The following is a 12,871-nucleotide window of genomic DNA, read 5'->3' as shown; positions in this document are numbered from 1 at the left end:
GGCAGACCGAGACGATTCCCAGGGAGAGGACACGGCTCCGACACCCTCCCCGCACACGGGAGCTCAGGCCATACTCGACAGCTGGATGAGGTTGCCGCAGGTGTCGTCGAGGACGACGGTCACGACCGGCCCCATCGCGGTCGGCTTCTGCGTGAAGGTGACGCCGCGGCCGGACAGGTCCTCGTAGGCCGCGGCGACATCATCGACCACGAAGGATGCCGCGGGGATGCCGTCGGCCGCGAGGGCGGCCGTGTATGCCTTGGCCGCGGGGTGCTCATCCGGCTCGAGGAGCAGCTCCGGCCCATCCGGCTCTCCCGGGCCGACGACGGTCAGCCACCGGTGCTGGCCGAGCGGGATGTCGTTCTTCACGACGAAGCCGAGCTTGTCGGTGTAGAAGTCCAACGCCTTCGCCTGGTCGTCGACGAAGACGCTCGTGAGATTGATGCGGATGCCCATCCGTCAGTCCTTTCCGGGTGCAGGCCAGCGCTCGATGATCTCGCGCAGGGGTGCGGTGTGCAGGTGGTGGATTCGTGTGCGACCCACCCGCTCCGAGCTGACGAGTCCGGCGTCCTCCAGGACGCCCAGGTGCTGCGAGATCGCCTGACGACTCGAGGTGATGCCGTGCCGCATCGCAAGACGCGAACACAGCTCGAACAGACTCTGCCCGTCCTGCGTGGTCAGCTCATCGAGGATGAGCCGTCGTGTCTGATCGGACAGTGCGTGGTAGAGGTCGCCCACGGCCTCAGAATAGGCAAGTAGTCACTTGCATGTCAATGGTCGCGGGAAAGATCCTCAGGCCGGCTCGGCGACGAGGAAGATGTGGGAAGCGACCTCGACGGGCAGCTCCAGCCCCTCGTCGGTCCCGTCCATCTCGACCAGCACGTACCCCTCGTTGAAGCGGAAGGACCCGCGGGCACCGGGCATGACGCCGGCACCCTTCAGCTGCTGGAGGAGCTCCGGATCGACCTGCGCGGGCTCGGCGAGACGGCGCACGGTGCCGGTGATCGGCGCCCCCGCCTCGTTCATGCGCTTGACGAGGCCGATGACACCCTGCTCGAAGGTCTTGGCCGGAAGGTCCCCCAGCTGGTCGAGGCCGGGGATGGGGTTTCCGTACGGCGACTCGGTCGGGTGCCCGAGGAGCTCCACGAGCCGACGCTCGACCTGCTCGCTCATGACGTGCTCCCAACGGCAGGCCTCTTCGTGCACGAACGCCCAGTCCAGCCCGATGACGTCCGAGAGCAGGCGTTCGGCGAGACGGTGCTTGCGCATCACGTCGACGGCCTTCTGACGGCCGGCGTCGGTGAGCTCGAGGCTTCGGGTGTCGGTGACGACGACGAGACCGTCGCGCTCCATACGACCGATGGTCTGCGACACGGTGGGACCGGAGTGTCCGAGCCGCTCGGAGATGCGCGCCCGCAGCGGAACGATGTTCTCCTCCTCGAGTTCGAGGATCGTCCGCAGATACATCTCGGTGGTGTCGATGAGATCGGTCATTTGTGTGTCATCCTTCGCCGTCCGAGCCGGTGAGGACAGCCTATCCACCCTAGAATCGACCCATGCCCCACGTCGTGCTTCCCCGAGAGATCCTGCCCACCGACGGTCGCTTCGGTTGCGGTCCGGCCAAGATCCGCGGTGCGCAGCTGGAGGCCCTCGTCGGGCCCGGCGCCGCACTGCTGGGCACCTCGCACCGCCAGGCCCCGGTGAAGGACCTCGTCGGCCGCGTGCGCTCGGGGCTCCGCGAGCTCTTCCGCGCCCCGGAAGGATACGAGGTGATCCTCGGCAACGGCGGCTCGACCGCGTTCTGGGACGCCGCAGCCTTCGGCCTCATCGACAAGCGCAGTCAGAACCTCGTCTTCGGCGAGTTCGGCGGCAAGTTCGCCGCGGCGGCGAAGACCCCGTGGCTCGAGGCGCCGGACGTGCGCAAGGCCGACCCGGGCACCCGCATCCTGCCGGAGGCTGTCGAGGGCGTGGACGTCTACGCGTGGCCCCACAACGAGACCTCGACCGGCGTCAGCGCTCCGGTCGAGCGCGTGCACGGCGACAGCGGGGCGCTCACCGTCATCGACGCGACCAGCGCCGCTGGCGGCATCGACCTGTCGATGCACGAGGCGGACGTCTACTACTTCGCCCCCCAGAAGAACCTCGGCTCGGACGGCGGCCTGTGGATGGCGGTGGTCTCGCCCGCCGCCATCGAGCGGATCGAGCGGATCGCGGCATCCGGCCGGTACATCCCCGAGTTCCTCAGCCTGAAGAACGCCCTCGACAACTCGCGCCTGAACCAGACGCTGAACACCCCGGCGCTCACGACGCTGTTCCTTCTCGAGCAGCAGGTGTCGTGGATCCTCGACAACGGCGGCCTGCAGTGGGCCGACGCCCGCACCCGCGAATCGTCCTCGGCTCTCTACGCGTGGGCCGAGGCCTCGTCGGTCGCGACCCCTTTCGTGACGGATGCCGCGGACCGCTCGCCCGTGGTCGTCACGATCGACTTCGACCAGACCGTGGACGCCGCGGCGATCGCCTCGAGCCTCCGCCAGAACGGCATCGTCGACACCGAGCCGTACCGGAAGCTCGGCCGCAACCAGCTGCGCGTGGCGACGTTCGTCTCGATCGAGCCCGACGACGTCCGTCAGCTCATCCGCTGCATCGACTACACCATCGAGCGTCTCTGACCGGGCGGGGCTGAGCCCCGACCCGGCGGACGGTCGGGGTCAGTCCTCGTCGTCGTCTTCGTCCGAGTCGTCGTCCTCGTCCGAGTCGTCCTCGTCATCCGAGTCATCGTCGGCGAGTTCGTCGATGTCGACGCCGTCGACGTCCCCCGCGTGGAGGATCCGCGAGCCGTGCTCGTCGAACTCGGCCGCATCGAGATCGTCGACGTCGTCGAGCTCGTCGTCATCCTCGTCATCGTCCGAGGCGTCGCCGTCGCCGGCCTCGGCCGCGGCCTGCGCCGCCGCTTCCTGCGCGGCCTGGTATTCGGCCAGACGCTCGGCCCACGGCACCCACTCCGGCGCGAGGAGCGCCCCGTCGCCGGGAAGCAGTTCGACCTCGAGCACGGTGGGCTCGGCATCCTCGACCCGGGCGATGGTGACCGTCCAGAACCAGCCGGGGTAGCCGGCGAGGCGGTTCTCGAAGCGCAGCGAGACGACACCGTCACCCTCGGCGCGGTAGCCCGCCGCTTCGCCGATCGTCGACTCCGGCGTGATCTCAGCGAGCGCCGACAGCGCCAGCTCCCGGGCGTCCAGGAGCGACGGGTCGAACGGGATCTCAGGCGTCGAAGTCATCGGCGACCTTACGCAGCACCGCGGCGATCTTCTTGGCGTGGGCACCACTGGGGTAGCGGCCGCGACGGAGGTCACCGCCGATGCCGTCGAGCAGCTTCACGAGGTCCTCGACGATGACCGCCATGTCGTCCGCGGGCTTGCGCGACCGCTTCGACAGGCTGACCGGTGCCTCGAGCACACGCACCGACAGCGCCTGCAGTCCGCGCTTGCCGTCGGCGACGCCGAACTCCAGGCGGGTGCCCTGCTTCGGTGACGGGGAACCGGCGGGAAGGGCCGAGGCGTGCAGGAAGACGTCCTGGCCGTCATCGGTGGTGATGAAGCCGAACCCCTTCTCGTCGTCGTAGAACCTGACCTTGCCGGTGGGCATCGAGACCTCGCTGGATCGGTGTGCCCGAGCGACGGGCACGAAGAGAACACGGTGAAGACGGGGTCGGCAGACCCCACCCTTCAGCCTACGGCACCGCCCGCCGCGCGACAGGACCGTGCGTCCACAGGAGTAGGGTGAAACCGATGAGCGCGCGCACACCCGGGAACGATGTCCCGATCCGTCCGATCGACCGGATGCTGTCCTTCATGTCGTTGGGGCTGCTGATCCTGTCGGTCGTGTGCTTCTTCGCGATCATGATCGGCTCGTCCTCCGGTGCCGACATGCAGTCCGGCGTCTGGCCGGCCGTCGCCTTCGTTCCGCTGTTCGGCCTGCCGATCGCCTTCCTCCTCCTTCTCGCCGTGCTCATCATGAGTTTCGTGCGGAGAGCCCGGGCCAACAAGGGCGACTGAGTGGCCTCCGACGAACGGGCCCTGGCAACGTGGCTGGCCGCCCGCAGTGACGACGATCTCGCCGTCATCTTCGCCGCACGCGGCGTCTCCCCCGCCGCCGGCTGGCGCGACTTCTTCGACGCCGCCGACGGGCTGCTCGATCCGATCTCGATCGATCGCGCGCTGACGAAGCTGCCCCGCGCCGCCCTCCAGGCCCTCGCCGATCCGGCCGGCGGCCCCGAGGCACCCCCCGTCTCCGACACGCTCGCGCTCCGCGGCGACACCGGCACCGTGTTCCCGACGGTCGCCGCCCGCGTGGCCGTCCTGGCCGAGACGACGCCGGAGGCCTTCACCCCGTTTCCGGATGCCGCACCCGTGGCCGCCGGCGGCGAGGCCGAGGCCGCCGAACGCGCCTTCACCGCCGCCGGCGCGCTGGCCGAGATCCTCGTCACCGCGCGCCGCGCCCCCATCTCGCGCACGGGCGCGGGTCCCGTGAGCGCGCTGGACCGGCGACGCCTGCTCGAGGCCGACATCGTCGATTCCGCCGAGGAGCTCGACGACCTGCTCGCCGCCGCCGAGCACGCCGATCTCGTCGCCACCGACGGGCGCGAGTTCACCATCACCGGCGCGGGCGAGCGCTGGCTCGAACTCCCGACCCTCGCCCGCTGGACGACGGTCGTCGCGGGCTGGCGCGACCGACTGCCCGCCGGGCTCGCCTCCGCGGGCGGCGACATCCTCCCTCCCACGCACTGGACGGGGGCCTACCCGCTCGATCGGGACTGGCCGGCGCGCGCCGAGCAGAGCCGTCGGATCGCCGTCCGCTGGGGGCTCCTCTCCCTCGACGGCGGCATGCCGGAGTGGACCCCGACGATCCTCGGCGGCGGCGAGATCCCCACCGACGCGATCGCGCCGCACCTGCCGGCCGAAATCGACCGCCTCTACCTCCAGGCCGATCTCACCGCGATCGCCCCCGGTCCGCTGGCCCCGGCGCTCGACATGCGTCTGCGCCGGATCGCGGTCCGCGAATCGCGCGCTCAGGCCTCGACCTACCGCTTCACCCCCGAGAGCATCGCCGCCGGCCTCACCGAGGGCGAGACCGCGGAGTCGATCCACGACTTCCTCGCCGAGGTGTCGCTCACCGGCATCCCTCAGCCGCTGGACTACCTGGTGCAGTCCACCGCCGATCGGCACGGACTCGTGCGCGTGTCGACGGATGCCGCCGGCCTCACCCGCGTGGACAGCGTCGACCCCGCGCTCATCGACGCGATCGCGATCGATCAGGCCCTCCGCCCCCTCGGGCTCGTGGCCGACAGCGGAGCGCTCCGCTCCCGCGCCGAGCGGAGCGTGGTGTTCTGGGCACTGGCGGACGCCCGGTACCCGGTGATCGCGGTCGACGCGCAGGGCTCCCCCGAGTCACTTCACCGCCGCACCGCTCCCGTCCGCTCGGCGGTGACCGTCGCACCGCACACCGCCTATGCGCCGCTCATCGCGACCCTGCGCGCCCGCCATTCCGACACGGGCGAAGGGGCATGGCTCGAGCGCGAGCTCGACCAGGCGGTGCGCGCCAAGGCGACGCTGCTGGTCACCGTGCGCCTCCCCGACGCCAGTGAACGCACCTTCACGCTCGAAGCCTCCGGTCTCGGCGGGGGGCGCCTGCGCGGCCTCGACCGCGCCGCCGACATCGAGCGGACGCTCCCGATCTCGAGCATCGTCGCCGCCGTCCCGACCGACACCGTCTCCTCCGGCCGCCGCTGACCGGCATCCGCCCGCCGCACCGCCGGTAGACTGGCACGTTATGGCTGACGGACCCCTCATCGTGCAGAGCGATCGCACCGTGTTGCTGGAAGTGGCGCACCCCGACGCCGAGACGGCACGGCACGAACTCGCGATCTTCGCCGAGCTCGAGCGCGCCCCCGAGCACATCCACACCTACCGCATCACGCGCCTGGGCCTGTGGAACGCCCGCGCGGCCGGCCACGAGGCCGACGACATGCTCGCCACCCTCGACCGGTTCTCGCGCTTCCCCGTCCCGCCGTCGGTGTCGATCGACATCCGCGAGACCGTCGGCCGCTACGGCCGGCTCGTCATCGAGCGCACCCCCGTGGGCGACGACGGCTCGGGCGGCGACCTCGTCCTCCGCTCGACGGATGCCGCCGTGCTCGCCGAAGTGTCGAAGAACAAGCGCATCCAGCCGCTGCTGATCGGCCGCCCGACCCCGGACTCGTACCTCGTGGACGCGTGGGCGCGCGGGCAGATCAAGCAGGAGCTGCTGAAGATCGGCTGGCCCGCCGAAGACCTCGCCGGCTACACCCCGGGCACCCCGCACCCCATCGAACTCGCCGAGACCGGGTGGGAGCTGCGGCCGTATCAGCGGCACGCCGTGGACACCTTCCGCGAGGGCGGGTCGGGCGTCGTGGTCCTCCCCTGCGGCGCCGGGAAGACACTCGTGGGCGCGGGGGCCATGGCCGAGACGAAGACGACGACCCTCATCCTCGTCACCAACACCGTCAGCGCCCGACAGTGGCGCGACGAGCTCCTCAAGCGCACGAGCCTCACTCCCGAGGAGATCGGCGAGTATTCCGGGGCGTCGAAGGAGATCAAGCCGGTCACCATCGCGACCTACCAGATCCTCACGGCGAAGCGAAAGGGCGAGTACGCCCACCTCGCCCTCCTCGACGCGCTGGACTGGGGCCTCATCGTGTACGACGAGGTCCACCTCCTCCCCGCCCCGGTGTTCAAGCTCACCGCCGACCTCCAGGCCCGCCGACGCCTCGGCCTCACCGCGACCCTCGTGCGCGAGGACGGGCGCGAGGGCGACGTGTTCAGCCTCATCGGCCCCAAGCGCTTCGACGCCCCCTGGAAGGAGATCGAGGCGCAGGGCTTCATCTCCCCCGCCGTCTGCTATGAGGTGCGCGTGGACCTCCCCGTCGACGACCGGCTCGAATACGCCGCATCCGCCGACGAGGAGCGCTATCGTCTCGCGGCGACCGCACCCGCGAAGATCGACGTGGTGCGGAGCCTCGTCGACCGTCACGCCGGCGAGCGCATCCTCATCATCGGCCAGTACCTCGACCAGATCGACGTCCTCGCCGACGCGCTGAACGCGCCGAAGATCACCGGCCAGACCCCGGTGGACGAGCGGTCCGAGCTCTACCAGGCGTTCCGCGAGGGCGAGATCTCGGTGCTCGTGGTGAGCAAGGTCGCCAATTTCTCGATCGATCTCCCCGAGGCATCCGTCGCGATCCAGGTGTCGGGCTCGTTCGGGTCGCGCCAGGAGGAAGCTCAGCGCTTGGGGCGGCTCCTCCGCCCCAAGCAGTCCGGGCACACGGCGAGCTTCTACACGCTGATCGCCCGCGACACGGTCGATCAGGACTACGCGCAGAACCGTCAGCGCTTCCTCGCCGAGCAGGGCTACGCGTACACGATCATCGACGCCGAGACCCTCAGCGCGGCGTGACTCCGGCATCCGCGCGCAGCGGACGGATGCCGCGGCGGACCTGAACGGTTCATCGGTGTTCGCTATGCGCGAGGCGCCGTACCGGCCGATATCCAGGCACCGCGGCGAAAGCCTGACAATAATGGGCCGTATGACCGCACCGCGCATCCTCGTCGTGGACGACGAGCCGAACATCCGCGACCTGCTCATCCAGAGCCTCCGCTTCGCGGGGTACCAGGTCAGGGCCGTCAGCAACGGCGCCCAGACGATCTCGGCCGTCCTGGAAGAGGAACCCGACCTCATCGTGCTGGACGTCATGCTCCCCGACATGAACGGGTTCAGTGTGACCAAGCGCCTCCGCGGCGCCGGATACACCGCCCCGATCCTGTTCCTCACCGCCAAGGACGAGACCGAGGACAAGATCACCGGGCTCAACGCCGGCGGCGACGACTACGTCACCAAGCCCTTCAGCCTCGACGAGATCGTCGCGCGCATCCAGGCGATCCTCCGCCGCACGATGCAGGCCGACGAGGAGTCGGTCATCCGCGCGGGCGAGCTCACGATGGATCAGGACACCCACGACGTGCAGGTGGGCGACGTGAGCATCGACCTGAGTCCCACCGAGTTCAAGCTGCTGCGCTACCTCATGCTCAACCCCAATCGCGTGCTGAGCAAGGCGCAGATCCTCGACCACGTGTGGGAGTACGACTTCAACGGCGACGCCGGCATCGTGGAGAGCTACATCTCCTACCTGCGTCGGAAGATCGACCCGCACTCCTCCGAGCCGCTCATCCAGACCAAGCGCGGCTTCGGCTACATGCTGAAGGCCGGCAAGACGGCCTGACCCGCCGCCGCGCCCGCCGCCCGCACCACCTCGAAGGAACCTCCTGTCCAGCCACCCGGATGCCGTCACCCGCTGGTGGCGCGGCACGAGTCTGCGCGCGAAGGTCACCGGCGTCACGGTCGCCCTCCTCGTCGTGGGCCTCTTCGCCGCCGGGATCGGGACGATGGCCTTCCTCCGGGAGAGCCTCGTCACGAGCGTGAAGACCCAGCTCACGCAGCTGGCGGCCACCGACGTCACCAGCCCGCTGTTCCAGATCACGGTGGAGGACGGCGTCCCGACGTTCACGCGGCGGGCGGCGACCCCCGCGGCGACGACCTACTTCGTGGCGATCTACGACGCCGACGGGGTGCTGCAGTCCACCGCCGGCGGCGGAGGCCTGGTCGAGCCGGACTTCCCGAGCGAGTTCACCCTCGATGACACCTACCGGAACCTCTCCGAGCCCTTCACGCTGAAGAACCCCGACGGCGGCCCGTCCTACCTCGCCGGCGTGGGCTTCATCGAGATCAGCGGCGTCCGCGACAGCTACACGCAGATGGTCGTGCAACCCCTCGCCCCGACCAATGCGGTCGTGGCCAATTACGTTGCGATCTACAGCATCCTCGCCTTCATCATCATCATCGGCGGGGCCGTCCTCACCCGGGCCCTCGTGAGTATCACCTTCCGCAGCCTCGGCCAGGTCGAGGCGACCGCCGACGCGATCGCGGCGGGAGACCTCAGCCTCCGAATGACCGACGTCGAACCGCGCACGACCGAGGTCGGACGCCTGAAGGCGGCGCTCAACGCGATGCTGAGCCGCGTGGACGGCGCCCTGGCGCAGCGCGACTCGACGGTGCAGCAGATGCGCCGGTTCATCGGCGACGCCAGCCACGAGCTGCGGACGCCGCTGGTGACCGTCCGCGGCTACGCGGAGCTGTACCGCATGGGCGCCATCCGCGGAGACGACGACATAGCCCAGTCGATGGAGCGGATCGAGAAGGAGGCGATCCGCATGGGACTCCTCGTCGAGGATCTCCTCGCCCTCGCCCGCCTGGACGAGCGCCGCGACGTCGTCATCACCGACGTCGACCTCCGCCCCATCGCCCGGGACGCCGCACTGGATGTCCGCGCCGCCGCCCCGTCGCGGCCGATCGCGGTGCTGGACACCACGGTGGAAGCGCCGCCGACCGCGCCCATCACCCGGCCCGTGCTGGACGCCGAGACCGGCAAACGCGGACCGGACGCCCCAGCCCGCACCGGCGCTCTCGCGCGTCTGCGCCGCCGACCGAAGCCGACCGCCGCGGCATCCGCCTCGCCCGTGGAAGAGCTCACCCAGGCCCCGCCGGCCGGGATCGCCCCCGTCGTGCGGGGCGATGAGAACAAGATCCGTCAGGTCGTGACGAACCTCCTCGGGAACGCCCGCCGCTTCACGCCCGAGACCTCCCCCATCGAGCTCCGCCTCGGCGTGGATGCGGAGCGGGATCTCGGCTGGATCGAGATCATCGACCACGGCGAGGGCGTCCCCGATCAGATCAAGGACAAGATCTTCCAGCGCTTCTGGCGCGCCGACACCTCCCGCACCCGGGAGACCGGCGGAAGCGGGCTGGGCCTGTCCATCGTCGCGTCGATCGTGGAGGCCTTCCACGGTTCCGTCGACGTCCGCGACACCCCCGGGGGCGGTGCGACGTTCCGCGTCGGGTTCCCGCTGTCGCAGAAGCGGGATGCCGCCGAACAGCTGGACCGCGACACCCAGCCGATCGACCCGCTGCCCGAGACGATCCCTCCCCCATCACGGGCGACTGACTAAGCTGATCCGCACACACCAGCGTCGGTGTGCGGGTCGACGGATGTCGGCCGTCGTCCTCGCCCGAAGGATCCGAGATGACTTCCCGTCCCTGGCTGGAGCACTACCCGGAGGGCGTCGCGGCCGATCTCGGCGCCCTGGCGTTCGAGAACATCCCGGCGATGATCCGACACGCCGCCTCCGAGTACGCCACGACCACCGCGTTCACCCAGTGCATGCCCAACGGCATGAACGGCTCGCTCAGCTACGGCGAGGTCGACGCCCTCTCCGACGATTTCGCGGCGTACCTCCGCGAGGTGGCCGGCCTCGCCCAGGGCGACCGGGTCGCCGTGCAGATGCCGAACTGCCTCAGCTACCCGGTCGTCGCGTTCGGGGTGTTCAAGGCCGGGTGCGTCCTGGTGAACACCAACCCGCTCTACACGGCATCCGAGATGTCGAAGCAGTTCGCCGACTCGGGCGCGAAGGCCCTCGTCGTGATCGACATGTTCGCCGATCGTCTTCCCGAGGTCCTCCCGGCCACCGACATCACCACGGTCGTCACCGTGAAGATCGCGGAGTTCTTCCCCCCGGTCATCGCGGGCGTCATCCGCATGGTGCAGAAGGTCTGGAACCGCTCGCTCCCGCCGATCACCGTCCCGCACACCGAACTCCAGGCCGCCCTCGCCGAGGGCCGAAAGCGCAAGAGCGACGCCGCCGCGACGGACTACCTCACCGGCATCGGCCCCGACTCCCTCGCGGCGCTCCAGTACACGGGCGGGACCACGGGCGTCGCCAAGGGGGCGATGCTCTCGCACGGCAACCTCGTCGCCAACACGCTGCAGATGGTGACGATGTGCGGCACGCACATGCGCGCCGGCGTCGAGGTGGTCCTCACCGCCCTGCCGCTGTACCACGTGTTCGCCTTCACGGTGAATCTCCTCGGCTTCTACCACCTCGGCGCACGGAACATCCTCGTCCCCTCGCCGCGACCGCCGAGCAACCTCAAGCGGGCCTTCGAGAACTACAAGATCACGTGGCTGACCGGCGTGAACACGCTCTTCAACGCCCTGCTCAACGAGCGCTGGTTCGTCGACAGCCCACCCCGTCACCTGCGCGCCTCGGCTGCCGGAGGCATGGCCCTGCACGAGTCGGTGGCCGTCCGCTGGCGGGAGGCGACGGGCACCCCGATCGTCGAAGGCTACGGCCTCACCGAGTCCTCACCGGTCCTGACGTTCAACCCGCTGGGCGGGCAGGGCAAGGACGGGTCGATCGGCATCCCGGTCCCCTCGACAGACGTCCGCTGCGTCGACGAGAACGGTGTCGAGACGGCCGTCGGCAGCCCCGGCGAGCTGCTCGCCCGCGGACCGCAGATCATGCTCGGCTACTGGCGGAAGCCCGACGAGACGGCCGCGACCCTCACCGACGGATGGCTCCGCACGGGCGACATCGCCCAGATGGACGAGGAGGGCTACTTCACCATCGTCGACCGCAAGAAGGACATGATCCTCGTCAGCGGCTTCAACGTGTACCCGAACGAGATCGAAGAGTGCATCGCCGCGATGCCGGGCGTCACCGAGGTCGGTGTCGTCGGCATCCTCGACGACACCACCGGCGAAGCCGTCCGCGCCTACATCGTCGCCGAGAATCCCCCGCCGACGGATGCCGAGGTGATCGCCCACTGTCGGCAGACGCTCGCCGGCTACAAGGTGCCGAAGTCGGTGCGCTTCGTCGACGAGCTCCCCAAGAGCCCCATCGGGAAGATCCTCCGCCGGGAGCTCCGAGACTCCGTCACCGCCACCATCCGCTCTCAGCCGGAGGACCGGTCGTGAACGCCCTGCTGATCCTGGCCTCGACGACGCCGCCCGCCGTGAACGAGCAGGACGTCGTCACCCCCTTCGAGCAGGTGCTGCTGGTCGGACTCGTCTTCGTGATCATGTTCGGTCTCGGTGCCGGCCTCACCCCGCGCGACTTCAAGCTCGCCCTGCGCCGGCCCTACGGCCTCATCATCGGCCTCGTCACGCAGTTCGGGATCATGCCGCTCCTGGCCTACCTGCTCGTCATCACGGTGCTCTTCCAGCTCCCCCGCGAGTACGCCGTCCCCGTCGCGATCGGTGCTCTGCTGATGGGGTGCGTCCCGGCCGGGACGACGTCGAACATCTTCACCTACTTCTCCAAAGGGAATCTCGCCCTCAGCGTCATCATGACGACGAACTCGACGCTGTGGGCACTGATCCTGACCCCCCTGATGCTCGCTCTCTACGGCTCGTTCATCTTCACCGAGGGCGCCGACCTCCAGATCCCGATCACGAACATCGTCGTGACGCTCGCGACCCTGCTGATCCCGGTGGTGGCGGGCATGCTCGTCCGTCGGTTCAGCGCGAACATCGGCGCGGTGCTCGAACTCCTCGGCGGGTTCTTCGGACTGTTCTTCATCGTCTTCCTCATGGCCACGTGGGTGCCCCGCAACTGGGCGCTCCTCACGGCCACGCCGTGGCAGACCTACCTCGTGGCGATCGGCCTGGGGCTGTTCGGCATCGCGATCGCGTACGGTCTGGCGCGCGCCATCCGCCTGCACCCGAGCAACGCGCGCACGATCGGCCTCGAGACCGGCATCCAGAACGGACCGCTCGCGATCGCGATCGTGCTGCTGACCTTTGCGAACAGCGCGGACATCGGCCTCATCCTCATCGTGCCGGCGCTGTACTCGCTGTTCATCGTGATCGTGGCCACGTTCGTCACCCTGTGGTTCCGTCGGGCGAACCTCGCCGAGGAGCAGAAGATCCCGAACCTCCTCTGAG

The 12,871-nt window shown here is 69.6% G+C and carries 13 protein-coding genes; 8 read left to right on the top strand and 5 right to left on the bottom strand.

Annotated elements, in window-relative coordinates:
• Window positions 1-63 precede the first annotated feature (63 nt).
• The 3 genes from AB0O93_RS03180 to AB0O93_RS03170 are packed head-to-tail and all read right to left on the bottom strand — an operon-like array spanning window position 64 to window position 1,494.
• Window positions 64-456 carry a VOC family protein gene (locus tag AB0O93_RS03180; RefSeq protein WP_363340424.1) on the bottom strand — a complete coding sequence of 131 codons (393 nt, stop codon included), beginning with the start codon at window positions 454-456 and terminating at the stop codon, window positions 64-66.
• Window positions 457-459: 3 nt separating this feature from the next.
• Window positions 460-738: a metalloregulator ArsR/SmtB family transcription factor gene (locus AB0O93_RS03175; RefSeq protein ID WP_363340422.1), complete on the bottom strand. Its 279-nt coding sequence runs from the start codon at window positions 736-738 to the stop codon at window positions 460-462.
• 54 nt (window positions 739-792) lie between these two features.
• On the bottom strand, window positions 793-1,494 hold the full coding sequence (locus AB0O93_RS03170; protein ID WP_363340420.1) for a metal-dependent transcriptional regulator: 702 nt from the start codon (window positions 1,492-1,494) through the stop codon (window positions 793-795).
• Window positions 1,495-1,556: 62 nt separating this feature from the next.
• Between AB0O93_RS03170 and serC the strand changes: the two genes are divergently transcribed.
• Window positions 1,557-2,669 (top strand): phosphoserine transaminase, encoded by a 1,113-nt coding sequence (gene serC / locus AB0O93_RS03165; protein ID WP_363340418.1) that lies wholly within the window; start codon window positions 1,557-1,559, stop codon window positions 2,667-2,669.
• Window positions 2,670-2,708: 39 nt separating this feature from the next.
• On the opposite strand, the gene AB0O93_RS03160 is transcribed toward serC, so the two are convergent.
• Together AB0O93_RS03160 and AB0O93_RS03155 are read right to left on the bottom strand one after the other, a co-directional pair.
• A complete protein-coding gene (locus AB0O93_RS03160) occupies window positions 2,709-3,278 on the bottom strand; it encodes a DUF3027 domain-containing protein (protein ID WP_363340416.1) in 570 nt (189 codons plus the stop codon).
• Window positions 3,262-3,645, bottom strand: a complete 384-nt coding sequence (locus AB0O93_RS03155) for a cold shock domain-containing protein (RefSeq protein WP_301134998.1) — start codon at window positions 3,643-3,645, stop codon at window positions 3,262-3,264. Before AB0O93_RS03155 ends, AB0O93_RS03160 begins: the two co-directional genes overlap by 17 nt.
• 143 nt (window positions 3,646-3,788) lie before the next feature.
• On the opposite strand from AB0O93_RS03155, the gene AB0O93_RS03150 reads away from it, so the two are divergent.
• The 7 genes from AB0O93_RS03150 (at window position 3,789) to AB0O93_RS03120 (ending at window position 12,870) form a co-directional block, all read left to right on the top strand.
• On the top strand, window positions 3,789-4,055 hold the full coding sequence (locus AB0O93_RS03150; protein WP_363340413.1) for a multidrug ABC transporter ATPase: 267 nt from the start codon (window positions 3,789-3,791) through the stop codon (window positions 4,053-4,055).
• Window positions 4,056-5,789 carry a helicase-associated domain-containing protein gene (locus AB0O93_RS03145; RefSeq protein ID WP_363340411.1) on the top strand — a complete coding sequence of 578 codons (1,734 nt, stop codon included), beginning with the start codon at window positions 4,056-4,058 and terminating at the stop codon, window positions 5,787-5,789.
• A 40-nt stretch (window positions 5,790-5,829) separates the two neighbouring features.
• Window positions 5,830-7,491 (top strand): DNA repair helicase XPB, encoded by a 1,662-nt coding sequence (locus tag AB0O93_RS03140; protein WP_363340409.1) that lies wholly within the window; start codon window positions 5,830-5,832, stop codon window positions 7,489-7,491.
• 130 nt (window positions 7,492-7,621) lie between these two features.
• Entirely contained in the window at window positions 7,622-8,314 is a 693-nt protein-coding gene (locus AB0O93_RS03135; RefSeq protein ID WP_236967626.1) for a response regulator transcription factor, read from the top strand.
• Between the two features lie 163 nt (window positions 8,315-8,477).
• On the top strand, window positions 8,478-10,097 hold the full coding sequence (locus tag AB0O93_RS03130) for a HAMP domain-containing sensor histidine kinase (RefSeq protein WP_363340407.1): 1,620 nt from the start codon (window positions 8,478-8,480) through the stop codon (window positions 10,095-10,097).
• Window positions 10,098-10,171: 74 nt separating this feature from the next.
• Window positions 10,172-11,902 carry an AMP-binding protein gene (locus tag AB0O93_RS03125; RefSeq protein WP_363340405.1) on the top strand — a complete coding sequence of 577 codons (1,731 nt, stop codon included), beginning with the start codon at window positions 10,172-10,174 and terminating at the stop codon, window positions 11,900-11,902.
• On the top strand, window positions 11,899-12,870 hold the full coding sequence (locus AB0O93_RS03120) for a bile acid:sodium symporter family protein (protein WP_363340404.1): 972 nt from the start codon (window positions 11,899-11,901) through the stop codon (window positions 12,868-12,870). Before AB0O93_RS03125 ends, AB0O93_RS03120 begins: the two co-directional genes overlap by 4 nt.
• The last annotated feature ends 1 nt before the right edge of the window (window position 12,871 follow it).

Origin of the sequence: Microbacterium sp. NPDC077184, from assembly GCF_040687055.1 — a bacterium.
GTDB lineage: Bacteria > Actinomycetota > Actinomycetes > Actinomycetales > Microbacteriaceae > Microbacterium.
This window is presented reverse-complemented; position numbering and strand designations above follow the sequence as displayed.

Bases quoted from the DNA above. Each gene is read 5' to 3' on its own strand.
- AB0O93_RS03180 (WP_363340424.1), bottom strand. From the start codon at position 456: ATGGGCATCCGCATCAATCTCACGAGCGTCTTCGTCGACGACCAGGCG.
- AB0O93_RS03170 (WP_363340420.1), bottom strand. From the start codon at position 1,494: ATGACCGATCTCATCGACACCACCGAGATGTATCTGCGGACGATCCTC.
- serC (WP_363340418.1), top strand. From the start codon at position 1,557: ATGCCCCACGTCGTGCTTCCCCGAGAGATCCTGCCCACCGACGGTCGC.
- AB0O93_RS03160 (WP_363340416.1), bottom strand. From the start codon at position 3,278: ATGACTTCGACGCCTGAGATCCCGTTCGACCCGTCGCTCCTGGACGCC.
- AB0O93_RS03155 (WP_301134998.1), bottom strand. From the start codon at position 3,645: ATGCCCACCGGCAAGGTCAGGTTCTACGACGACGAGAAGGGGTTCGGC.
- AB0O93_RS03150 (WP_363340413.1), top strand. From the start codon at position 3,789: ATGAGCGCGCGCACACCCGGGAACGATGTCCCGATCCGTCCGATCGAC.
- AB0O93_RS03140 (WP_363340409.1), top strand. From the start codon at position 5,830: ATGGCTGACGGACCCCTCATCGTGCAGAGCGATCGCACCGTGTTGCTG.
- AB0O93_RS03135 (WP_236967626.1), top strand. From the start codon at position 7,622: ATGACCGCACCGCGCATCCTCGTCGTGGACGACGAGCCGAACATCCGC.
- AB0O93_RS03130 (WP_363340407.1), top strand. From the start codon at position 8,478: ATGGCCTTCCTCCGGGAGAGCCTCGTCACGAGCGTGAAGACCCAGCTC.
- AB0O93_RS03125 (WP_363340405.1), top strand. From the start codon at position 10,172: ATGACTTCCCGTCCCTGGCTGGAGCACTACCCGGAGGGCGTCGCGGCC.